Source organism: Kineothrix alysoides, from assembly GCF_000732725.1.
In the GTDB taxonomy this organism is placed as follows: domain Bacteria; phylum Bacillota; class Clostridia; order Lachnospirales; family Lachnospiraceae; genus Kineothrix; species Kineothrix alysoides.
Window position 1 is genome coordinate 1,799,068 of record NZ_JPNB01000002.1, and the last position, 23,435, is coordinate 1,822,502.

Consider the following 23,435-nt stretch of genomic DNA (forward strand, 5'->3'; position numbering starts at 1 on the left):
GGTTAGGAACAATATGATTATCATACAGGTAGCGGGCGGACTGGGGAATCAGATGCAGCAATATGCCCTTTATAGAAAGTTGATATCGCTTGGGATGGATGCGAGACTGGATATCTCTTGGTTTACAGAGTGCTCCAGACAGGATGGAGTATATGCCAGACGGGAGCTGGAATTGAATTATTTCGAAGGGCTGGAATATGAAGCATGCACAGAGGAAGAAAAAAGGGCCGTCATAGGAAGTGAAGGATTGCTTGATAAGGTAAGGGGAAGAATCTTTCCGTCGGCAAAGAGGGTCTTTTACGAAAAGGAAATGTATCATCCTGAAATTTTTAAATTTGATAATAAATATTTATGCGGTTATTTTGCTTGCGAAAAATATTATGCCGATATTCTGGATAGTTTGCGCGAGAGTATAAAATTTCCGGCAAGTTCAAACCCTCAAAATGAAAAAGCGGCAATCCAGATAAGGAGTCAGGAATCGGTAAGTGTGCATATCCGGCGGGGAGATTATCTGGATACTGAAAATATAGAGATGTTTGGCAATATTTGTACGGAGGACTATTATAAGGGAGCTATCGAAGAATTGAAGCATAGATATCCGAAGGCTCGTTTTTACTTGTTTTCGGATGATGAAACATATGTGAGAGAAAGATATACATCAGAAGAATATACGGTGGTGAATTGGAATAAAGGAAGCGACAGCTTCTATGATATGTGGCTTATGAGCCTCTGCAGGCATAATATTTGTGCTAATTCCACTTTCAGCTTCTGGGGAGCCAGACTGAACGCTAATCCGGAGAAAATAATGATAAGGCCGTCCATCCACAAGAACTCTCAGAAATTCGATTCTGAGACAATGCATGAGCTGTGGGAGGGATGGATCCTATTAAACAATAAAGGGGAAATCGTGTGAAACGATGTGGCTGTGCAGCAAACAAAGTGCAGGCTGTGCCGGGAACAATGATTCTTGTATAGAAAAAATAAGCGTGATATAATTTTATAAAGTTTAAAGTGCAACGATAATTTATGAATAAGCAGCTGACGGAATAAAGGGACAATATAGATGGAAAACGGAAAAAAAACACTTCAAAATCAAAGCCTGAAAAATAATATAAATATAAGCATATCGGAGCTGCTATATTTATGCTTCTTCGGAATGATGTTTTTTGCCAAGGGTATCGGCTTGTATGACGGGCAAGGGGCCTATAAGGTATTTTTGGTGCTTGCCTTCTTATGTATAGTGGTAAAAATGTGTATTACGAAGCATTCGGTTATAGAATGGGCAATAATTTTTTTATTGCTTGCATTGGCGACGATAGTATATAGGGTGAGCGGGGATAAGGGTGCCTTGATTTATATGGTAATGGTAGTCGCTATAAAAGGTGTTTCCGTAAAAAGAGTGTTTCAGACGGGGCTTGTCGTGTGGTCTGTGGCAATGGGAGGCCGTTTCCTGCTGTCGCTCTTATCTTTGGAGCATGTGAGGACTGCGGTGCAGACAAAGAGTATTTTCGGCGATGTGTTAAGATATTTCATGGGATTTCCGCATCCTAATGTGCTGCATGTATCTTATTTAGTATTGACGGCGCTCATCATTTATGCCGTATGGGAAGATTATAACTGGAGACATGTGCTATGGCTGCTGTTTGGAAATCTGTTTTTGTTCTTTTATTCTTACAGCTTTACAGGGGGACTTGCTGTAATACTGTATATCCTGTTATCTTATTATGTGAAGAAAATAAGAATCGGAAGATTCCAATACTTTCTGGTAAGTTTGGTTTTCCCCCTCTATGTTCTGTTCTCTATCGTACTTCCGGTGGTACTACAGGGAAAATATTTTGAGTACGCGGACAAGTTTTTTAATAATAGAATCAATTTTGCAAGACATTTTCTGACGATTGGAAATATGTCCTTTTTTGGAAATAAGGCGGCAGATATAACAACAGATGTCATCACGATGGATAACTCCCTCGTCCTGGCGCTGGTCATTTATGGAGTACCTATTTTTCTATTGATTTGTGCAGGATATATCGGGACTGTAAGTGCGTATATCAAAAAAAGAAAAAATATGGAACTGGTAATGATCTGCTGTTTTTTTGTGGCAGGTATTACAGAACCTTTTTTATTTAATACGTCTTTTAAAAATCTGCCCCTTCTCTTTGTAGGGGAACAATTTTTCCTGTTTTTAGCCAATAAATTTTCAGATCAGAAACAGTTTACTATTTTAAGCAAATATAATAGAAACGTTCAAATGCCGATAAAATATTTAGGGCAAATAGCGGTGCGGATCAGGACAATGTGGGATACCCACGGTAAGCTTATATTGCGGGCAGCAACTGTGGCCGCATTATTGTTGAGTATTGGGGCCGGCTTTCTTTATGAACCGAATGCTACCGCATTGGCAGTGCAGAAGGGTAATGTACTGGTCTATGAGAGAATTAGAGTGATTTTGACTGCTTTTTTGGTAGGCGAGCTTGTCTTCGCAATCATAATGGGTACAAGCTATGGTTTTATTGACTATAAAAAGAATAAAACAGATTAGGAAGTAAGAGGAATATCTGAGAGAGGTTGAAAGAAAATGATCACATTTTGCACCCTGTTTGACAGCTATTATCTGGATAAAGGATTAACACTTTACCGTTCACTGGAGAAGTGTACAAAGGAATTTAAACTGTATATTTTTTGCTTTGATGATAAGTCTTATGAAGTGTTATCCGGCTTAGAGTTAAAATCGGCCATTATCATTCATCATTCGCGGATAGAGGATGATGAGCTTCTTAAATTAAAGAAAGAACGTTCAAAGGCAGAGTATTGCTGGACTTGCACTCCGGTTATCATTGAATATGTGCTTAAGAACTATCAGGAAGAAAGCTGTACCTATATTGATTCAGACTTATATTTCTTCCGTGATCCCCATATTCTGTTCGATGAGATAAAGGCGGCAAATGCCAATATTGTCATAACAGAGCATCGCTTCAAGGACAACTGGAACGGCAGGAGACTATGTAAAAGAAGCGGCAAATACTGTGTGGAGTTCAATTATTTCGATCAGTCCGCAAATGCATGGGAAGCGCTTACCTGGTGGAAGCAGAAATGTTATGAATGGTGCTATCACAGATACGAACCGGATAGGATGGGCGACCAGAAATATTTGGAGAGATTTCCGGAATTATTTCAGGGGGTATATGAGCTGGCCAGTCTCGGCGGTGGTGTAGCACCTTGGAACTTGGGAAGATACGGATTGTGCGGGATAGAAAAAGGACAGCCGGTTTTATTGGATAAAGAAACAGGTAATGAATTCCCTCTGATTTTCTATCATTTTCAGAATCTGCGCTATCTGAGTGAAAATACGGTAAATATCAGTTCCGGTACCCATTCCAAGAAAACGAAAGATGCCATATATCGGCCTTATTTAGCACAGGTTGAGAGGTGCCGCAGAGAATTAAAGGAATACGGAATTACTTTCAGTGTTAAAAAGATATATTCCAGTAACAGGCTGATTGCATTTTTGCAAGGAAATGTGCTGCGCTTTAAAGTGAAAAGTATGACGGATATCTATCATCTGGAACAATTTCGATAAATGATATAGAAAGGGAATCATGAAAATCACACATATATGTTTGGCCGGCGGATATACGGAAGGTCTGAATTATCAGGAAAATATTATTATTAAATACCAGGCTCTGGACGGGCATCAGGTAAGTCTGCTTACTACAGATCACTGCTATACGGAAGGTGTATGGGGGCTGTGCCGGACTGAGAGCGATTATATCAATCCGTATGGGGTCCGCATTATCAGGCTGCCTTTTGCTTTTGGGCTCCCTTATCAGGTAAACCGGCAGATTGGGATTTTCAAAGGCTTTGCGGAAGTTCTTGAAGAGCTGAAGCCTGATACGATTTTTGTACACAATATGCAGTTTCAAGATATTCGAAGGGTGGCTGCCTATAAGAAAAAGCACCGTGAAGTAGTGGTATATGCAGATAATCACAGCGATTTTTCCAATAGTGCACGAAACTGGTTTTCCAGAAACACTTTATACCGTTTTTGGTGGAAGCCATGTGCCAAAGCACTGGAGCCGTATGCGGAATTATTTTTCGGTGTCATGCCGTCAAGAGTCGATTTTTTACAGAATATATATAAAATTGCACCGGAAAAGACGGATATGCTCGTAATGGGAGCGGATGATGAAAGTGTGATCCGTGCAGGATGTCCGGAGGTTCGAAGGAGGATCAGAGAACAATATGGCATAGAATCGGAGGATTTTCTGATCATGACCGGAGGTAAAATAGATGCTTTTAAGACACAGACACTGTTGCTTATGCAGGCGGTAAAGGAACTGCAAGTACAAAAAAAAGGAATCAAGCTGCTTATCTTTGGTTCGGTGGCAGAGGAACTAAAGGAACAATTGATGGGATTATGTGATGGGGAAGGAATACGTTACATTGGCTGGGCTAAGGGTGAAGAGTCCTATGAATATTTTGCATCCGCAGATTTAGTAGTGTTCCCGGGGAGACATTCCGTATACTGGGAGCAGGTGGCGGCTCAGGGAATTCCCATGCTGTGTAAATATTGGGAGGGTACTACACATGTAGATATCGGCGGTAATGTGGAGTTTTTGATGGAGGATTCCGTAAAAGAAATCAAGAAAAAACTTACAGAGCTTTTAGATTATCCGGAGAAATATAAGGAAATGAAGAAAGTGGCATGCAGTGATAAAAGGCATACCTTTTCCTATAAGATGATTGCGCGAAGGTCAGTGGGGATAATGGAATGATTGCATTTTTTTATGAGTCCGTAAAGAAGCTGAAAGAGGAAAACAATCCATATTGGAAGTATCTATATAAAGTTAACAAGGTATTGGTGAATTTATTATTTCCGATCGGTCAGAGGTGGAAAAAGGCGGGGGGACTGGATGAAAACAGCAGAATTATCGTATCCTTAACTACGTATCCGGCAAGGGCAGGAAGCGTCTGGATTACCATTGCTTCCTTATTGCAGCAGACAATGCCGCCATATAAGGTAATTCTATGGCTGGCAGAAGAACAGTTTAAGGATAGGAGAATTAAGAGGAATCTTGAACGGATGCAAAAAAGAGGACTGGACGTGCGATTTTGCGGGGATTTAAAATCTCATAAGAAATACTATTACACCATGCAGGAATATCCTGGTTATTATATCTTGACGGCAGATGATGATATCTTATATCCGGAAGACCATATAGAAAAGCTTTGGCGCGGACATGAAAAATATCCGGATACCATAATCTGCCATTGGAGTCATCAGATTGGGATAAAGGATCAGAAGGATTTTTATCCGTACAATGACTGGATAGATAATGCGCAAGAAGAGCCATCCTATGCAACTTTAGCCGTGGGGTGCAATGGTATCTTGTATCCGCCGGGAAGTCTGCCTGAGGCGGCGTTTCATAAACGGACAATCATGGAGACAGCTTTTTACACCGATGATTTGTGGCTGAAATGTATGGAAATTTTGAATAAAAGGAAAACAGTAAACTGCAATAAAACCATATTGATCTATTTTAACCGATTATCTACCAAGGATAGAGGATTATGGAATAGTAATATCGGTCAGGAAAAAAGAAATGATAGCTCGTGGAGCCGGTTAATGGAATTATATCCCGAGGTCAAAGCGATGTTAATGGAAGAGGCTTTAAAAACCGGAAAATGAAATTAACGATTCTGGGAGGTAACGGTGAATGCACCGGTTACAGAATGAGAGGGAGAATGCTTACTTTTTTATATAAATTGTTCCTGAAATTACAGAATGTAAAATATGGAAAACGTCTTATTTTAAAAGGACTTCCTGTTATTTTTAATAAAAAGGGTGCAACGCTGTCTATTGGGGAGGGATGCATTATTAAAAGCTCCTTTTTGTCTAATCTGGTAGGCCTGTATTCCAAGACCATCATATTGACAAGAACTCCGGAGGCCTGTGTGGAAATAGGAAATCATGTAGGAATCTCAGGGGCTACAATTTATGCCAGAAGCAGGATTGAGATTGGAGATTATACGAATATCGGTGGCAATGTTAAGATTCTGGATAATGATTTTCATCCGGTGGAGCCCGAAGCACGACTGCTGGATGATAAGAATCAGATCGGCACGGCACCGATACACATTGGAAGAAATTGCTTTATAGGGTGTAATGTGATAATATTGAAAGGAAGTAATCTTGGAGATAATTGTGTAGTGGGTGCAGGAGCAGTCGTCAGCGGAACTTTCGAAAGTGGCTGTGTGATAGCAGGGAATCCTGCCAGAACAATTAAAAGGGTATAAGTGATGAAAAAGCCTTTTACTAGTCGTATACTGGGAGTCAACACAGCTGTTACCAACATGCAGGAAACGGTTAATTTAATAGTGAGTCAGATCAATAACCTCGAGGGGAAATTTATTAGTCTGTCAAATGTATATACTATGGTAATGTCGGATAAGGATGAAGAGTACAGGAACATCCAGAATGCGGCTTTTCTTACGTTACCGGAAGGAAATCTGCTTACAATGATACAACGCTTGCGGGGATATCGGGGGGCAGAACAGATCACGGGGCCGGATTTGATGGAGGCACTTTGGAAATCCACTGAAAATACTGATATTTCCCATTATTTTTATGGTGGTTCACAGGAAACGATGGAAGCGCTGAAAAAGAATCTCCTTTTGAAATATCCGGGGATGAAGATCGCGGGAATGGAGGAAGCATCCGGTTCTCAAATAACGCAAGAGGACGATAGGAGAACGGTTAAGAGAATCAATGAATCAGGAGCTGCTGTTGTCTGGGTGGGATTGGATGTTCTAAAACAGGAAAAATGGATGTATGAGCATCAGGATTCTATACACTCGCTCATGCTGGGGGTAGGAGCCGGAATGAATTATCATACAGGAATTGTGGGACGGGCCTCCGGATGGCTGCGGAACCATGATCAGGGATGGTTATACCGGCTGATGCAGAATCCGAAAGAATCTTGGACTCGTTATGCGAAGGTAAATGCAAAATTTTTATTACGGTCTGTTAAAGATGCTTTTGCATGGAAAAAGCATGTGCATTCGGATAGAAAAAACCTATTGATTTATGCACATTATTATTATCCGGATGTGGCATCTACAGGACAGATTCTGACAGAACTGGCAGAGGGGTTAAATGATACTTTTCATACCACTGTTATTTGTACCGTACCTTCCTATACGGGTAAAATACCACAGCATTACAGGAAACATAAATACTATTTTGAGAATATAGGTGGAGTGGACGTGTTAAGGATCCGGATACCGGAATTTCGGAAGAATTTTGCATTGAGCCGGATTTTTAATATTTTATCATACTTTTTTTCGGCTATTCTGGCAACCTTCCGGGTTGAACATCAGGATTATGTGTTTACGATTTCACAGCCGCCAATGCTTGGCGGTATGCTTGGTGTTATCGGAAAGCGGATTAAAAAGGCAAAGCTGATTTATAATATACAGGATTTCAATCCGGAGCAGATACAGGCGGTGAAGTTTACTCATAATAAGCTTCTTCTGGAGGCTATGATGATGCTGGATAAGTATAGCTGTACACAGGCCGATCGGGTGATCGTGGTAGGACGGGATATGATAGGAACCTTAAAAAAGCGGTTTGATACTCTTCCCCCATATGCTTATATTAATAATTGGATTGATGAGAAAGAGATTATTCCCTTGTCACCGGATAATGAGCAGGTCATGAGATTTAAGCAGCAATATGGTCTGCAGGACAAGCTTGTCATTATGTACTCCGGTAATATCGGCTTATATTACGATTTGCTCAATATTATGAAGATAATCGAAGGGTTTAGGGATCAGGAGGAGGTAGTCTTTGCCTTTATCGGTGAGGGCTCCATGCTGGAAGAACTTCAGGTCTATCGGGAGAAAAAGCAGTTATTTAATGTAGTTTTTATTCCGTATCAGGACAAGGATAAGTTGGTATATAGCTTAAATGCGGGAGATATACACTTTGTGGTCAATGCGAAGGGCATTAAGGGAGTATCTGTTCCAAGTAAATTATATGGTGTGATGGCGGCCGGCAAGCCGGTTCTTGGTATTTTGGAAGAAGGGTCGGAGGCAAGACTTATCGTGGAAGAATCAGGCTGCGGCATAAGTGTTGAACCGGGCGATTATGAAGCGATTGAAGCGCTCATCCGTACCTTTGTTACAATGAAGCAGGATTGCCTGACGGAGATGGGAGATAAAGGAAGAGATTATCTGGTCCGTCATTTAACAAAGGATGTATCGATCAGTAAATACCGGGATGAAATATTATCCTGCATCACAAACAAAACCTTACGGCAATGAAAGGCTGAGCTGTTATGACTTTATTTTTATTTGCAAAACAATTTGTAGATATGTTCTATCACTATCGGATACTGGATTATATCATGGTAGTTTGTGTGTTGCTCCTGTTAGTCTATCAGACGGCACTGGTACGCCCTGATATCCGTAAGATGTTTCGACCGGCGGATGGAATTGTGATTCTGCTGGGTTTACTCTTGACCATTACCTTTATCCGTTCAGGAAGTGGATACCAGATATATTTCAAGGTGATGTCCGCATTTCTTATCTATTTTGTGGGACGGATTTATTATGACAGAGTAAGAGAATGTTATGGAACCCTTGTAGTAGCCTCTTATCTGGTGATATATATTAATCTGATCGAAAGGATTTACCGGTTTGGTTTTTCGCTTACTAAAGTAAGGAATGCGGGAGGCGATATGTATTATAATGATACCGATATGGCCTTTGCGATGATTCTTGCTATGGTGTTCATTGCTATGTTTGCAAGAAATTCAGTGAAGAAGCTTTTGACCATTTTGTTGGTATGCCCCTATATGGTATTCTTTTCCGATGCAGGAATTCAGATGGCATTAATGCTGGCTGTTTATGCAGTGATTGCTGTTTACATTATGGAACTTCTGTTTGAGAATAAAAAGCTTTCAGGAATTCTCTTGACTTTGATGATTCTGGGATTGATTGGAATTGTAGTGATTATCTATCTTCCTGTTATGGGCCTGTACAGTTCGGAATTTGTGACAGGGCTGTTTCAGGGACATTTCTTTAATAATCATAATATGTACATTCGATATGACGAATGGGGAAAGATTCTGGATATCTGTGAAAAAAAAGGAATGCTTGTCATGCTGTTCGGTACCGGAATGGGAGCCGATATCAGCATACAGAGCCTCTATATCAAGATATTTTATTCTCTGGGATTCGCCGGATTAGGATTGACGTTACTCCTGATAATCAGCATCATGTATTATGTAGCTAAAGTGAATGACAGAAAGACCTTTTACCTTGCAGTGATTATGGCAGTACTTCTTCTGGGAAGCGGAGTGACGATAAACAGTATGGAGACTACCCAGATGAGCTGGTTTCCGCTGCTGTTTGCAGGAATGGTTATATCATCCGTACAGGAGGAGCGCGGACAGGAGGGTGTACAGAAGGAGAATGTGCAGTGAAGAAAGTAGTATGTTATGGAGTGTGTTATGCTTTTTTTATAGCATTTGCAATCGGATATATTTTAAACAAAAATATAAATATATTTTCCCTCGTATGCGGTGGGATATTTTTAACTGCTGTAGGGGGAATAGCGGCTAAATTGTTGTGGCGGTATGCCCCCAAGTTTACCTTGACACATATAAATATTAAAATAAATTTTAAAGTGTTTATAATCTCTTGGATATGCATTTTATGCGCTTATATTCCTGTGTGGTTAGCTTTTTATCCGGGAATTGCTTCATATGACGTAAACATACAAGTGAAGTATGTCATGGAGAATCATTTTTCTACACATCATCCCATCCTACATTCAATATTATTAGGAGGTTTGTATAAGGTGGGATGTGTCTTAGAAAAGCCTGGAATGGGAATCGATTACTATACGCTGATACAAATGATCATATTATCCGCGGTTTTTGCGTATGCGGTGGCATATCTTTATGCAAGTGGATTAAGTAAAAAACTCTGTATTTGCTACGCTGTATTTTATGGGGTATTTCCGATTAATTCAATTTTAGCAGTCAGTGCAACAAAGGATGCACTATTTGCGGTACTTGTCTTGCTTTATGTGATGAATATGCTGCAGTTACAGGAAGGGGAGCTCTCGAAAAAAGCGATTGCCGGGAATATTATAATAACAGTTCTGATGCTTTTAATGCGAAACAATGCTCTTTATGCATGGATGGTAAGTATGCCGGTAATGCTGCTTATAATTAAAAAAAATAGAAAAAAATTTGCAGTCCTCCAATTTTGCATCCTGATTTTGTTTTTTGTATTTAGTCAAGGGTTAATTGCGCTGACCGGGGCTGAGAAGAGCAGCCCTGTTGAAATGTTGAGTGTACCCGCACAGCAGATGGCCAGAGTCGGATATTATCATGAAGAAGTGAAGGAAAGCAGTTCTCTGTCACGTTTTATTCCAGAAGAAACAATAGAACAGTATAATCCGTATCTGGCTGATAATATTAAGTTTTATATGAATTCTCAAAATGTAAGAAATAATAAAAAGGGCTTTATTAATGAGTGGATTACATTAGGAATAGAGCATCCTAAAGAATATATAGAGGCATTCTTGTATAATAACATTGGCTTTTGGTATATTAATGATCTTTCTCACACGGATATATATGGTGACAAGGAGGGATTTGGATATTTAACAGATGCTAGACTGAGCTATGATGGTAATCCGATTGGAAAAGAACATTCCTATTTTCCGTTATTGAAACAGATATATCACAACTGTTTTGTTGAAAATCAATATCTAAATATACCAATTATCAGGTTGTTTTTTTCTCCAGCATTTTGGTGGTGGCTTTTGGTATTTATTGCTGTAATTATATACTATAAAGGCGATAGAAATTATATGCTGCCGATTGTTTTTCTAATTGTATATTATGTCACCTTACTATTTGGGCCTACCTGCTTGATCAGATATATGTATCCGATTATAGTTTGTATACCGGTTTTACTTGGTATGATAAGAAAAGAACGGAAAGAAGAATAAGATGACAAAAAGAAAAGCTTATGGAATATTATTTATTTATGCATTTATTGTGATGCTTTTATGTGCAGGCAGTTCCCCGGTGATTCAATACCTGTCTCCGGACAGCAGTATTTTCTATACAATGGGACGGGGTGCAAATAAGGGAATTGTTCTTTATAAAGAAATTGCTGATCATAAAGGGTTTTATCTCTTTTTGTTTAATTGGATCGGAGCATGGCTGACACCGGAAAATATGAATGGGCTATTTGCTGTGGAAATATTGTTTGCATGGATTAAATTAATATTTTTATATAAAACAGCACTGACATTTGAAAAAAATAATAAGAGATGCATTTTGGCTGCTATGATGTTTATGGCAGTGTCTACTAATTTTTTATCTTGGAATACAGGTAATTTAGGGGAACAGTTTGCGTTAACATTTCAAATTATAGGTATTTATTATATAGTGTTATATTTAAACATGAATAATAAAGAAGGTAGAATATGTGAGCATAATCCCAAATGGATGATGATACATGGTCTTTGTGCAGGTGTGGTTCTGTTCATACAAGCTAATCTGATTGCTATGTGGATACCTTTTGGAATGGTTTTGGCTTGTATGTTGTTAAAACAAAGATATATACGTAATTTTTTTATTAATTTGTTTTATCTTATCTGTGGTACCGGCATTGCTATCATACCGGTAGCGGCTTATGGAATCTGGCATAATTGTATTGAAGATATGTATTATGTTATGTTTGAAATTAATTTTCTTTATTCTAAGGATGGACGTATAGGAAAAACTGTTCTGGTATACTTAAAAGATTTTCTTTTATCGCCTTCGGGAGCAATAGTATTATTGGCAGCAGCAGGCATTCTGATAGCGGGAAATTATTATAAGAAAATATATATTAATTTACTTTTGATATCTATGCTGTTATTTACAATTGTTTGCATGAGTGTTTCTCTTAATGCAAATCCTATTTATTATACTGTCTATATGCCATTTATGATACCGCTATTCATAATTATATCAAAATATTTTAAAGATAAATGGTTTGTTTCCTTATGTATTGCAATTTTATTTATTACAGTTATAGCAAATTTACAATTAGTGAAAAAGATTTTTAGGATTGGAACATCAAGCTATGCATATGAAAGTGCATATCAAATGGAACAATTGATTACCGATAAAGCATCCAATGTATTAGTACTTGGGAACTCCCATTATTATAATTGTACAGGGACATTACCACACATTAAATATTTCACTATTTTTGGCAGCAGTCTTCGATATGAGACTTTTCCCTATTGTATTGATGAACAGTTTGCGTCTCTTTGCTCAGGGGAAAATGAGTATGTTATAATACAATTTTTAGATGATGACTATTCCTTTTGGAATGATGCACTAATGGACAGTGAAATGCTTGCATGTCTGGATGAACAGTATCATTTGATTCTGGAATATCGTGATGGCGGAATCCATTCAGCGTTATATCAGAAAAAAAAGGATATTTAATGTAGGAATCACAATTAATCAGGCGGGGAAAGACAGATGTTTATAATCATGACAGGAACAATACGGCCATCGGATCAAGTGAATCAACTGGTATTAAAAAATGAAGATGAGCGTTTCACACAATATGAAGAGAGTTTGCGGTTTTTACTTGAGTCAAGAGCTTGTTCAAAAATTGTATTCTGTGAGAACAGTAATTATGGAACGGAAAGATTGTATCATCTAAAAGGTCTGGCTGAAAAGAATAAAATAGAATTAGAACTCCTTTCTTTTCCGGGGAATGTGGAACAGACTCGCATTCATGGCAAAGGCTATGGAGAGGGAGAAATCATGAACTATGTGTTTACTTACAGCAAGTTGGCTGCCACGGATGATTTTTTTGTCAAGATAACGGGAAGGCTTCAAATTAATAATATTAAGGATATTATAGTTTGGATGAAAAAAGACAGTACTTATTTTAATATTCCGAATCGAACAAGAAGAGATATTTACGACACTAGGATTTATGGAATGCCAATGGAACAATTCAAAAAATATTTTCAGCATTCTTATAATAAGGTGATGGACGATCAGGGAATATTTCTGGAGATGGTGTATACAGATATTTTAGTGGAAAATAGCATCTATGTCACCAATTTTCCAAGATATCCCAGAGTAATCGGAATGTCCGGTTCCAACGGGATTACCTATGGATATACAGAATGGAAGTGTAAGGTTAGGGATATACTTAGTAAGTTTAATTTTTATATAGTCAAAAGAGTGTGATGCGAACTTTGGATCAAGCCATTTCAACAGGTTGCTAAAACAAAAGATTTTAGGTAAAAAACACATAAGAAAGTATAGATAGGTACGACATATGTTTTCTGTTTTATTGATTTTTTTGTATATGCTTTTAACCACTTATTTCATGGGATTTCTAGTACTTAGGGGGGTTATTCCTCTTTGTATTGGTAAGCGCGATAGTTGTAATTACTACGGTAAGAACTACTGCATGGCGGGGTTAGTGGTACTGACCGTATATGCACAGTTATTCAGCTTATTCTACAAGGTAGGGCTTGTGGCCAATATCATTCTCATTCTTCTATGTGCGGCTACTGCGGTTATTTTTAGGCAGGAGCTGCTGGAGGACTTCTCCTTGTTAAAAGGGAAAATAACAAAGGGAAGAGCTATATATACAGCCCTTCTATTGTTTTTGTTTATACTTTTTGCCTATGGAACCTCAAGAGGTTATATCCATTATGACACAGGACTTTACCATGCACAGAGCATTCGGTGGATTGAGGAATACGGTGTAGTGAGAGGGCTTGGAAATCTGCATTGCAGACTGGCTTATAATAGCTCATCCTTCAGTCTATCTGCACTTTTTAGCTTTTCTTTTCTGGGGATGCAGTCCTACCATTGTGTGGCTGGATTTTTAGCTTTTCTTCTGGCGAAGGTATGCAGCGAGATAGAAAAAAAGTTGTTTCTTTCTAATTTTGTTAGAATAGTATGTATTTATTATCTATTTAGCATATTTAATGGAATGATATCTCCTACATCAGATTACTTCATGGTACTAACAGTATTCTATATTGTAATCCGTTACCTTGACTTATTGGAGTGCGAGGAAGAGTCATGGATTCCTTATGCGTGCTTAAGTCTTGTTGCAGTTTATACCATAAGCCTTAAGTTATCAGCAGCACTGATTATATTACTTGCCATAAAGCCGGCAGTTATGCTTATAAAGGAACGGAATCTAAGAGGGATTTTTTCCTTTCTTGGGCTTGGGATTCTTATCATTACACCGTATCTGATTCGCAATGTAATTATTTCCGGTTGGTTAGTTTATCCATTTACCTCCATAGACCTTTTTGCTGTGGATTGGAAGATACCCGCGGGGATTGTCGAGTATGACGCAAGAGAGATACAGGTGTGGGGGCGAGGAATCTATGAGGTAGGGCGATATGAGGAACCAATTACTATCTGGTTCTCAGAATGGCTTGGAGGCTTAAGGCGACTAGAGCAATTATCTGTATTTACAGCTATTTTCGCTGTATTTATGTGGATACTAGTGGGATTGCATTTGCTTTATAAGAAGAAAAAAGAGATGTATGTGTGGCTATTATTAGCCACGACGGTGAATGTGTCCTTTCTTTTCTGGTTATTTTCCGCACCGCTCTTTCGTTATGGCTGTGTTTATGTATGGCTTGCCACAGTAGTGACCCTAGGTGGACTCTTTTTATATATAGTAGAAGGTAGAGAGAGTTTGAGGAAGGTATGCTATACGATGGTTTATGTGGTGATAGGTATTTTAGCATGCTATAAGCTGTTTTCTTTTTGCAGAGAGACTGTAACGGCATATGAAAGTAATTACCTGATTCATCAAAAGGATTACGAGAATTTTGAAACAATGTCTTATGAGATTCAGGGACTCTCCTTTTATTATCCAACAGAAGGGGATCGTACAGGCTATGAAGCCTTCCCGGCGTCACCGGTTAAAGCTAAAATAATCTTACGGGGCAGGGATTTAAAAGATGGTTTCTGTTATAATAATTTTGAAAGGAAATAAACATGCTTTTTTCTATCATAACAGTCTGTTATAACAGCGAAAAAACAATTGAAAGAACGCTGAGAAGTGTTTTGGAACAAAGTGTTCAGGACTTTGAGTATATTATTGTGGATGGGGCATCTTCCGATGAAACGCTCAATGTCATACACCGTTATGAGCCCTTGTTTGGAGACAGGATAAGGGTAATCTCCGAAAGTGATAAGGGAATCTATGATGCAATGAATAAGGGGATCATGACTGCGTCCGGAGAACTTATCGGTATCTTAAACAGTGATGATTACTATGAGAAGGATACTTTGGAACAGGTGTCGGCGGCCTATGAGGGATATGAGTATACCATTATATATGGTTTATTAAGAACGGTAGCAGATGGCAAAGAAGTGACGGTATATTTGAAGAATCCGGATTTTTTGGAAGAAGATATGATTGCACATCCGTCTTGCTTTATAACAAAAAAAATATATGAACAATATGGGATGTATTCTTTGGATTACCCTTATTCCGCAGACTACGAATTTATGATGAGGATCAGAAAGCAGGATGAAATAAGATTTCAGGGGATATATAGTATTTTAAGCAACTTTACAGTGGATGGAGCTTCCGGTTCCATTCCGGCATACCGGGATACATTAAAGCTGAAACGTGCCTATAAGCTAATCGGTAAAAGAGAATATAGGATAAAGATGATGAAGAGCTGGATTGCTATGAGACTTAGAACGCAGCATAAAGGGAATTCCCCTCATGGTGCTTTATACGTTGTTCTGATAATAATTTTGGCGGCAGTACTTGGATCTATGGTTTATGTTACTCATTTGAGAGACGGAAGAAAATCAACAGAGCAAGCTATTGCAGAAGAGCGGTTTGAGAATATTACAATGAAGGTACAAAAAACAACCAGCCGTTATCTTCCCGGTATTGTCTGTTGGGGGGATAGTCTGACTGCCAGTGCGGGAGGAGATATTTTACCAAGCGGAGAAAGACTTAAGAAAGGTATTAAGTATCCTGATATTCTTCGTAATGAGATTGAAGCAGGGGTGTTCGGCACAGATGTGAAAATAGGTGTGCCGGAGGTAATTAATATGGGTGTGGGCGGTGAAAATACAGACACGATATTGGGCAGAAACGGTGCAGTTCCCTTTGTCCTAAGTAGTGAGTTGAGGATGCCGTCCTTTGTGAAAAGCAATGCTTCTGATGCGTTACCTGTGGAAATACACTTAGCTTCCCAAAACGGTGACCCTGTAGCACCGCTCCGCCAAGGCAATAAGGGTATGGAAAGTGTATCTATAAATGGCATAGAGGGAATCATTACTATTGAGCAGGAGTCGTACGCAGCAGCGGACTATAAATACTACTTTACCCGTATTACTTATGGTGAGGCGGTAACTATTCCGCAAGGTTCTTTAATCCAAACCCAAGGTTCTGTTCTCTATACAGATTATATACCAATTATTTTCATCGGAGAGAATGGAGGGTATAAGGATGGAGTGGAGCTGATTGCTCAGCAACAGGCGATTATTAAACATCAGGAGGAAGGTATAGGTCAAGAGAGGTATATCATTGTCGGTTCCCACTCAGGAACAGCTGAAGAAAGTACCGAAATAGAGAGCCTGATGGAGAAGGCATATGGAAGGAAGTATATTAATCTTAGGGAATATATGGTGACAGCGGGGCTCAGTGATGCAGGGCTTATACCGACCAGTGTGGATAATGAATTGATGGCAGTTGGAGTGTGTCCTGCTTCGCTAAGAGTAACGGCGGAAGATGTCCATTTCAATTCAGCAGGCTATGAACTCATCGGAAAATTGATATACAAACGTATGGATGAGCTTGGATACTTTAATGAAGTGAAAGATGCCATAAACAGTGTGAGGAGCTATTAGATACGTCTTTAGATCTGGGAGATAACGTATGGGAATGACATGGGATGAAACGAAAAACAGTATAGAATGTGACATGTACCGCAATCTGGAGTCTTGTACAAGAAAGAATATTATAAAGGCTTTTTTCTCAGGGAATTCTCTGACAGGCTTTTTGCTCTATTTCAGGCTTTGTCACTATTTTGCAATGCTTGAAAAGAAAAATCTCCTTCAATTTTTATTGCACTCCTTTTGCTATATTCGCTTCCGGAAACTCCAGAGGAGGTGCGGGATTGAATTAAATCAGCATACTCAAATAGGGGGCGGGCTGAGGTTGCCTCACAGGGGAGGAATTGTCATTCATGTAAATGCTGTAATAGGGAATAATTGTGAAATCATGCAGGGAGTAACGATTGGGAACAATATCATGAAGTCCAGAGACGAGGTTGCCAGTATAGGGGATGAGGTTCTTCTATGCGCAGGCGCCAAGATTATAGGAAAGGTGACAATCGGAAATACTGTGATTGTGGGAGCCAATGCAGTTGTGACAAGGGATGCGGAAGACAATACAATAGTAGGCGGTGTTCCGGCCAGGGCGATTGGTAAGTGTGATAATCGATTTGTTATTAATGTTATGAGATAATATGCTATTAGTCAGTATAGAAGGGATTATTTATTGGGATTGGGGCCGGGAAAGGTTATCAGATAGAGCAGGGAAAGCAGTGTATCGATACATATCAGAAGAATTGATTATGAAAGAAATATCAATAATGTCAGTATACCGGCGGGAACGGATATAGATTGTAAGGAAATGAGGAATCATGAAAAGAATCAAAAGATTGTTTAAGCAGCTTAGTTATATATTTACAAAAAAACAAAAATTCGAATTTCTATTATTATTAATTGTGATAATATTTACGGCTTTTCTCGAGCTGTTGGGTGTTACTGCAATTATGCCCTTGATTGATGTAATGACGGATCCGGGCTCGATTGAAAATACGGAATATCTGAAATGGTTGTATATAAGTTTTAATTTTTCGAGTAGAAATGATTTTATAGCTTTTTTGGCAGGTCTCTTGATTATGGTATATGTAGTTAAGAATGTCTTTGTTTCCATTATGTACAAGCTTCAATACCATTTTGCGTATAGCAATCAGAGAAAACTGGCGTACCGGATGATGGATTGCTATATGCACCAGCCTTATTATTTTCATTTGTCACACAATAGTGCGGATTTGATTCGAAGTGTGAATACCGATGTGGTTATGATGTTTCAGGGGATACTTGGTATTTTGCAGCTATTTGCTGAGCTTTTAGTCTGCATCGTTTTGGGCACTTACCTATTCATGAGAGATAAAAGCATTACACTGGGAGTTATATTTGTACTTTTGGCATTTCTTCTTATTTTTGCAAGGAAATTTAAGGCACATTTATCAATAATGGGAGAAGAAAGCAGGACTCACAGCGCAGGAATCATTAAGTGGATGCAGCAATCCTTTGGTGGAATGAAAGAAACCAAAATTATGGGTAGGGAGGATTATTTCCTAAAGCATTTTGACTATGAATATAGCCGTTTTGCAGACGTGGAAAAAAATTATCGTTATCTGCAGCTAATCCCCAGACCGGTGATGGAAACTATTGCTATCACGGCACTGATGGTGGCGGTGATTATAAAGTTAATAAATGGAGCAGGCAATGAAAATTTTGTAACTACAATCTCAGTATTTGCAATAGCAGCATTTCGGCTGTTACCTTCCTTTAACAGAATGACGGCATTTGTAAGTGCTCTTTTGTTTAATATGCCTGCTTTTGACGCGGTCTATCAGGAGCTGAAGGAAATTGAGCGGGTAGATATTAACATATCACATAGATCGAAGGGCGAGGAGGCCTTAAGGCTGGAGAAGTCCATACGTGTATCTAATCTTTCTTTTAAGTATCCTACAGGAGAAGATTTTGTACTGAAAAATATCAGCTTTGAGATTCCAAGAAACAGTTCGGTGGCACTTACCGGTCCGTCAGGGGCAGGTAAAACTACGTTGGCAGATTTGATTCTGGGAGCTTTATCGCCGACAGAGGGCACTATGTACATTGATGAAACAGATGCATTCAGACATCTTTCGGCATGGCAGAAAAATGTAGGATATATTCCCCAGAATATTTATCTGATGGATGATACCATCGAAAATAATATTGTATATGGAGCTGACGAAACAGATCAGGAGAAGTTGTGGAAGGCTATCGAGGAAGCACAGCTGAAGGATTTCGTAATGAGCCTCAGTGAGGGGATTAGAACAGAGGTGGGTGAGCAGGGAATCAGACTGTCAGGAGGACAGAGACAGCGAATTGGAATAGCCAGAGCGTTATATAATAATCCGCAGGTTCTGGTTTTGGATGAGGCTACCTCCGCACTTGATAACGATACGGAACAAGCAGTTATGGAGGCCATCGATTCTTTGGCAGGAAGCAAGACTCTTATTATTATTGCACATAGGTTGACAACAGTAAAAAACTGCAGCTTGAAATATGAAGTAAGAGATGGAGGAATTCACTTATATGAATAAGCAAACAAAGTGGAAGCTGTATAAAAAAAGAAGTGAATTCAGAAATTTTTATTTTCATAAAATAGTTAGAAGGCATATTTTTGAAAAATATCTGAATAAGGACCCATTTATACCGTTCTATGCTAATCAGTGGGTTATGGGAAAAGAAAAAACCAATCGCTTTATTTCTGATAGAATAAAAGAAGGGAAACCTTTTATGGTTGCCCGAATGGGGAACACGGAGCTCGCCGTGATGATTAGTGTCCTTAACAGACGGATGTTTGGTAATACACCGGAGATTGACGCACAGTTTACCGAGTGGTTTCATAGGTTGGGGGAGGGGGCCGGATTTTTTCCGGATGAACCGGCGCTGGCGGAGGATTTCACTGATCTGATGTTGGATTCCTGTAAAAGCATAAATCTGTTAGCGATGTTTCATTGCTATATGGACGATTATGTGATTACGGAGTATATGCCGAATGTAAGAGTTTCCTTTTTGAATCATATAGAGCCTTGGAGATGCAAAGAACCTTGGTCTGCGGCATTGAAAGGAAAAAAAGTATTAGTTATCCATCCTTTTGAAGAATCCATTAGGGAACAATATCAAAAGCGTGAGCTTCTTTTCCCAGATACAGAGGTGCTGCCGGATTTTGAATTAAAGACACTTAAAGCTGTTCAAACCATTGCCGGTGAAAAGGATGAACGTTTTGAGACTTGGTTCGAAGCTTTGGAATATATGTATCGGGAAGCCTTAAAAATAGATTTTGATGTGGCAATCTTAGGCTGCGGAGCTTATGGATTACCACTGGCGGCCAAGCTGAAAAATGCCGGTAAGCAGGTGATTCATATGGGAGGTGCAACGCAGATTCTGTTTGGAATCAAAGGAAGGCGCTGGGTAGATAATATAAGATCAGAGGTTCGGTTTAACGATGCATGGGTATATCCCAAAGTAACAGAAACTCCCAGAAATAGCGAAATAGTGGAAAATCATTGTTATTGGTAGGAGAGATTTTATGCGCTAGCATGTCTTTCGGAGGTATGATATTCAACCAAGTAATATATGAGAATAAACTGATTGGCAATGATTATTGTTGAGTTTATTAATGCTATTAACTTATATATAATCCTTGATATCCCGTGAGGCAGGGGTGTTATAGAGGAGAAAAGGAAGATAGAATATGAGGGATTTAATAAAAAGGGTAAAAGATAATCTAATGAATATAAAAGGTAGTAAAAATGTACACAAAGCGGAGTGGATATTTGTAATAGTAGTAGGTTTTTTCTTATCAACCTTTTATCTATATGGGGATATAGCCCATACATCCGGTTGTGGAATAAAGGTATGGGATTGCCTGTTTAAAGGTAAGCTATCCATGTTTTATTCAATTTCTTATACAGGGTTACCAGGAACATTTTTAGAAGAGACAGGAGGAGGAGATTATGATTTTGCTATGTATGTGATTTTTGCGCTCTATAATTTTCCTCTATGGATATGGGAGAAACTAAGCGGATATAGCTTTCTGGAATTTTATGTTACGAGATTATATATAAAAGGAATCGTATGGATTTTTTCTGCCTTGTCTGCCTATTTAATATATAAAATTGCATTAGAATGTGAACTGAAGAAGGAAGAGGCAAAATGGGCTTCATTTCTCTTCTTTTCATCGGCTATTTTTTTTATAGCAGTGGTAGTAATCAGTGGATATGATATTATTTCTGTGGCATTCACGCTGTTAGGGATATATGGTTATTTGAAAAGGAATAACAAGTGCTTTGTCTTATCATTTGCGATGGCAGTTGCTTTGAAGATGTTTGCACTTTGGATTTTCATACCGTTTGTTCTGTTGCGTGAGAAAAAAGTTTGGAAAATATTTTTGTATGGATTAGCTGTTATTAGTGTACTTGCAATTCCTAAAATATATTTTGCAAGCGGTGAGAAAACGATTGGAATCATTGCACAAGCTGATTGGATTGTTAACGGAGCATTATTTCCATCTAATGCAAGTGGTACAGCAGAATTAACATATATAAGCATGGAACATCTTCCGCTGATGTTTGTCGGGATGATTGCAATTTGGTTAATATGTTATTTTAATAAAAAAGAATTGAAGAATAGAGAAGTAATTTATTTATGTGCAGTAGTTATGGCAATATTTGTTCTCACTGTAAAAGTGCATCCTCAATGGGGGATATTATTACTTCCGTACATTATATTAATTATTATGTTTCACCCCCATAGGATGAGAGAAAATTTAGTTTTAGAAGGTGTTTTTTCCGTGGGGTTTATTTTAAATAAAGCAATTGGATATTATTGGACATGTAATTTGAATTTGGTTGGCAATATGTTGGCGCCCAGACATAAGTTTTCATTCGTTGATGATAATCTAAGTGCGAATGATTATGGTTTATCGCATTATATTTCTATATTAAGTGAAAAAGTCGGCATATGGGAAAGCAATATCATGAAAGGCTTTGGTGCGGCTGTTGTTGTTGGATTGATATACTTCCTGGTCTTGAATTATCCGAGAAGAGAAGAAAGTGGTGAAGTAGTTCCCCATGATTATGCAAAACGAAGAAAGTGGCTGACTGCCAGATTCGCGATATCATGTTTGGTAGGTATTCTTCCTATGATAGGAGTGATTCAATATCTTTTCTAATTAATTAACAATACGAGGTAAATGAATAATTGGATTATCCGGGGAGAGAAAGGATATAAGAAATCAATGAAAATTGCAGTTGTGGGAATCGGTTATGTAGGTCTGTCCAACGCCATATTATTAGCGCAGAATCACGAAGTTGTAGTGACAGATATATCAACAGAACGAGTAAACATGGTCAATGATAGGAAGTCCCCCATTGTTGACAAGGAAGTTTGTGAATATTTATCAGAGAAGCGGTTGAATCTGGCAGCGACAACAGTGGCGGAAGAGGCTTATAAGGCTGCGGAATATATTATTGTAGCGACTCCAACGAACTACGATCCGGATAGGAACTTTTTTGATACGAGTTCTATTGAAAGTGTGTTAGAAAATATAAAAAAGGTTAATAAGTCGGCAACGATCGTTATCAAGTCTACCGTTCCGGTAGGATATACGTTGAAAGCCAGAGAACGATTTGAAATGGATAATATTATTTTTTCACCGGAATTTCTAAGAGAAGGAAGGGCACTTTATGATAACCTATATCCGTCTAGAATCATAGTAGGGGAACAATCGAAAAGGGCGCAGGTTTTTGCAGGATTATTATCGGAAGGAGCAATAAAAGAAGAGATACCAACCTTTTTCATGGATGCAACAGAAGCAGAAGCAGTAAAACTTTTTGCCAATACCTATCTGGCTCTTAGAGTAGCTTATTTTAATGAGCTGGATACCTTTGCAGAGGTTCGCGGACTTGATACAAGGAATATTATAGAAGGAGTGTGCGGGGATTCAAGAATCGGCAACCACTATAATAATCCATCCTTTGGATATGGCGGATATTGTCTTCCCAAGGATACGAAGCAATTAAGAGCCAATTATGCCGATGTTCCGAATAATCTGATAGGGGCAATCGTAGAATCAAATACCACTAGAAAAGATCACATTGCACAGATGATATTGAATAAGAATCCGAAGACAGTAGGGATTTACCGCCTGATTATGAAAAAAGAATCTGATAATTTTCGGCAATCGGCCATTCAGGGAATCATGAAACGGCTGAAAGGAAAAGGAATTGAAGTTGTTATTTATGAACCCACAATGAAAATGGAAAACTTTTTTGGTTCAAAAGTAATACACTCTCTGGAAGATTTTATGGATGAATCGGATGTTATTATTGCGAATCGAATGAATGAAGAGCTTATCGTAGTAGAGGATAAGGTATATACGCGCGATTTGTATGGTAGAGATTGAAATTAAGGCATATATGTAATCGAAGCATTAAATAGCTTTAAGCGGTAAAAAAGAAACCCCTGTTGTATATGATGGAAGAA

At 38.6% G+C, this 23,435-nt stretch carries 18 protein-coding genes; all 18 read left to right on the plus strand.

What is annotated here, in order from left to right; genetic code table 11:
• Positions 1 to 13: 13 nt before the first annotated feature.
• The 18 genes from CC90_RS0119250 to CC90_RS0119335 all read left to right on the plus strand — a co-directional run bounded on the left by CC90_RS0119250 (position 14) and on the right by CC90_RS0119335 (position 23,355).
• Positions 14 to 913 carry an alpha-1,2-fucosyltransferase gene (locus CC90_RS0119250; RefSeq protein ID WP_031392344.1) on the plus strand — a complete coding sequence of 300 codons (900 nt, stop codon included), beginning with the start codon at positions 14 to 16 and terminating at the stop codon, positions 911 to 913.
• A gap of 150 nt (positions 914 to 1,063) precedes the next feature.
• Positions 1,064 to 2,539 carry a hypothetical protein gene (locus tag CC90_RS0119255; RefSeq protein ID WP_031392345.1) on the plus strand — a complete coding sequence of 492 codons (1,476 nt, stop codon included), beginning with the start codon at positions 1,064 to 1,066 and terminating at the stop codon, positions 2,537 to 2,539.
• Positions 2,540 to 2,575: 36 nt separating this feature from the next.
• The gene (locus CC90_RS0119260; RefSeq protein WP_051869793.1) at positions 2,576 to 3,577 is read left to right on the plus strand and encodes a hypothetical protein; all 1,002 of its coding nucleotides are present in this window, start codon (positions 2,576 to 2,578) and stop codon (positions 3,575 to 3,577) included.
• A 19-nt stretch (positions 3,578 to 3,596) separates the two neighbouring features.
• On the plus strand, positions 3,597 to 4,772 hold the full coding sequence (locus CC90_RS0119265) for a glycosyltransferase family 4 protein (protein ID WP_031392347.1): 1,176 nt from the start codon (positions 3,597 to 3,599) through the stop codon (positions 4,770 to 4,772).
• Positions 4,769 to 5,686, plus strand: a complete 918-nt coding sequence (locus CC90_RS23380) for a glycosyltransferase family A protein (protein ID WP_051869795.1) — start codon at positions 4,769 to 4,771, stop codon at positions 5,684 to 5,686. Before CC90_RS0119265 ends, CC90_RS23380 begins: the two co-directional genes overlap by 4 nt.
• A 56-nt stretch (positions 5,687 to 5,742) precedes the next feature.
• Positions 5,743 to 6,294: an acyltransferase gene (locus tag CC90_RS0119275; RefSeq protein ID WP_031392349.1), complete on the plus strand. Its 552-nt coding sequence runs from the start codon at positions 5,743 to 5,745 to the stop codon at positions 6,292 to 6,294.
• A 3-nt stretch (positions 6,295 to 6,297) separates the two neighbouring features.
• Complete coding sequence (locus tag CC90_RS23815) at positions 6,298 to 8,322, plus strand: WecB/TagA/CpsF family glycosyltransferase (protein WP_081906059.1); 2,025 nt, start codon at positions 6,298 to 6,300, stop codon at positions 8,320 to 8,322.
• 14 nt (positions 8,323 to 8,336) lie between these two features.
• Positions 8,337 to 9,485, plus strand: coding sequence for a transglutaminaseTgpA domain-containing protein (locus tag CC90_RS0119285; protein WP_031392351.1), 1,149 nt, complete (start codon positions 8,337 to 8,339; stop codon positions 9,483 to 9,485).
• A gap of 170 nt (positions 9,486 to 9,655) precedes the next feature.
• Positions 9,656 to 11,026: a DUF6020 family protein gene (locus CC90_RS0119290; protein WP_132038509.1), complete on the plus strand. Its 1,371-nt coding sequence runs from the start codon at positions 9,656 to 9,658 to the stop codon at positions 11,024 to 11,026.
• A gap of 1 nt (position 11,027) precedes the next feature.
• A complete protein-coding gene (locus CC90_RS0119295; RefSeq protein WP_031392353.1) occupies positions 11,028 to 12,524 on the plus strand; it encodes a hypothetical protein in 1,497 nt (498 codons plus the stop codon).
• Positions 12,525 to 12,560: 36 nt separating this feature from the next.
• A complete protein-coding gene (locus CC90_RS0119300; RefSeq protein ID WP_031392354.1) occupies positions 12,561 to 13,286 on the plus strand; it encodes a hypothetical protein in 726 nt (241 codons plus the stop codon).
• Between the two features lie 91 nt (positions 13,287 to 13,377).
• On the plus strand, positions 13,378 to 15,069 hold the full coding sequence (locus CC90_RS0119305) for an LIC_10190 family membrane protein (protein WP_157837567.1): 1,692 nt from the start codon (positions 13,378 to 13,380) through the stop codon (positions 15,067 to 15,069).
• A 2-nt stretch (positions 15,070 to 15,071) separates the two neighbouring features.
• Positions 15,072 to 16,949 (plus strand): glycosyltransferase, encoded by a 1,878-nt coding sequence (locus CC90_RS23385; protein WP_051869797.1) that lies wholly within the window; start codon positions 15,072 to 15,074, stop codon positions 16,947 to 16,949.
• Between the two features lie 28 nt (positions 16,950 to 16,977).
• Positions 16,978 to 17,568 carry a serine acetyltransferase gene (locus tag CC90_RS0119315; protein ID WP_198528784.1) on the plus strand — a complete coding sequence of 197 codons (591 nt, stop codon included), beginning with the start codon at positions 16,978 to 16,980 and terminating at the stop codon, positions 17,566 to 17,568.
• 178 nt (positions 17,569 to 17,746) lie between these two features.
• Positions 17,747 to 19,486: an ABC transporter ATP-binding protein gene (locus tag CC90_RS0119320; protein ID WP_031392358.1), complete on the plus strand. Its 1,740-nt coding sequence runs from the start codon at positions 17,747 to 17,749 to the stop codon at positions 19,484 to 19,486.
• On the plus strand, positions 19,479 to 20,468 hold the full coding sequence (locus CC90_RS0119325; RefSeq protein ID WP_051869799.1) for a hypothetical protein: 990 nt from the start codon (positions 19,479 to 19,481) through the stop codon (positions 20,466 to 20,468). The genes CC90_RS0119320 and CC90_RS0119325 overlap by 8 nt, the downstream gene beginning before the upstream one ends.
• A gap of 175 nt (positions 20,469 to 20,643) precedes the next feature.
• Entirely contained in the window at positions 20,644 to 22,122 is a 1,479-nt protein-coding gene (locus tag CC90_RS0119330) for a hypothetical protein (RefSeq protein ID WP_031392360.1), read from the plus strand.
• Between the two features lie 66 nt (positions 22,123 to 22,188).
• Positions 22,189 to 23,355: a nucleotide sugar dehydrogenase gene (locus CC90_RS0119335; RefSeq protein ID WP_031392361.1), complete on the plus strand. Its 1,167-nt coding sequence runs from the start codon at positions 22,189 to 22,191 to the stop codon at positions 23,353 to 23,355.
• The last annotated feature ends 80 nt before the right edge of the window (positions 23,356 to 23,435 follow it).

Excerpts from the sequence above, each read along its gene's own strand:
- CC90_RS0119250 (WP_031392344.1), top strand. The coding sequence starts at position 14 with ATGATTATCATACAGGTAGCGGGCGGACTGGGGAATCAGATGCAGCAA.
- CC90_RS0119255 (WP_031392345.1), top strand. The coding sequence starts at position 1,064 with ATGGAAAACGGAAAAAAAACACTTCAAAATCAAAGCCTGAAAAATAAT.
- CC90_RS0119260 (WP_051869793.1), top strand. The coding sequence starts at position 2,576 with ATGATCACATTTTGCACCCTGTTTGACAGCTATTATCTGGATAAAGGA.
- CC90_RS0119265 (WP_031392347.1), top strand. The coding sequence starts at position 3,597 with ATGAAAATCACACATATATGTTTGGCCGGCGGATATACGGAAGGTCTG.
- CC90_RS23380 (WP_051869795.1), top strand. The coding sequence starts at position 4,769 with ATGATTGCATTTTTTTATGAGTCCGTAAAGAAGCTGAAAGAGGAAAAC.
- CC90_RS0119275 (WP_031392349.1), top strand. The coding sequence starts at position 5,743 with ATGCTTACTTTTTTATATAAATTGTTCCTGAAATTACAGAATGTAAAA.
- CC90_RS23815 (WP_081906059.1), top strand. The coding sequence starts at position 6,298 with ATGAAAAAGCCTTTTACTAGTCGTATACTGGGAGTCAACACAGCTGTT.
- CC90_RS0119285 (WP_031392351.1), top strand. The coding sequence starts at position 8,337 with ATGACTTTATTTTTATTTGCAAAACAATTTGTAGATATGTTCTATCAC.
- CC90_RS0119295 (WP_031392353.1), top strand. The coding sequence starts at position 11,028 with ATGACAAAAAGAAAAGCTTATGGAATATTATTTATTTATGCATTTATT.
- CC90_RS0119300 (WP_031392354.1), top strand. The coding sequence starts at position 12,561 with ATGTTTATAATCATGACAGGAACAATACGGCCATCGGATCAAGTGAAT.
- CC90_RS0119305 (WP_157837567.1), top strand. The coding sequence starts at position 13,378 with ATGTTTTCTGTTTTATTGATTTTTTTGTATATGCTTTTAACCACTTAT.
- CC90_RS23385 (WP_051869797.1), top strand. The coding sequence starts at position 15,072 with ATGCTTTTTTCTATCATAACAGTCTGTTATAACAGCGAAAAAACAATT.
- CC90_RS0119315 (WP_198528784.1), top strand. The coding sequence starts at position 16,978 with ATGGGAATGACATGGGATGAAACGAAAAACAGTATAGAATGTGACATG.
- CC90_RS0119320 (WP_031392358.1), top strand. The coding sequence starts at position 17,747 with ATGAAAAGAATCAAAAGATTGTTTAAGCAGCTTAGTTATATATTTACA.
- CC90_RS0119325 (WP_051869799.1), top strand. The coding sequence starts at position 19,479 with ATGAATAAGCAAACAAAGTGGAAGCTGTATAAAAAAAGAAGTGAATTC.
- CC90_RS0119330 (WP_031392360.1), top strand. The coding sequence starts at position 20,644 with ATGAGGGATTTAATAAAAAGGGTAAAAGATAATCTAATGAATATAAAA.
- CC90_RS0119335 (WP_031392361.1), top strand. The coding sequence starts at position 22,189 with ATGAAAATTGCAGTTGTGGGAATCGGTTATGTAGGTCTGTCCAACGCC.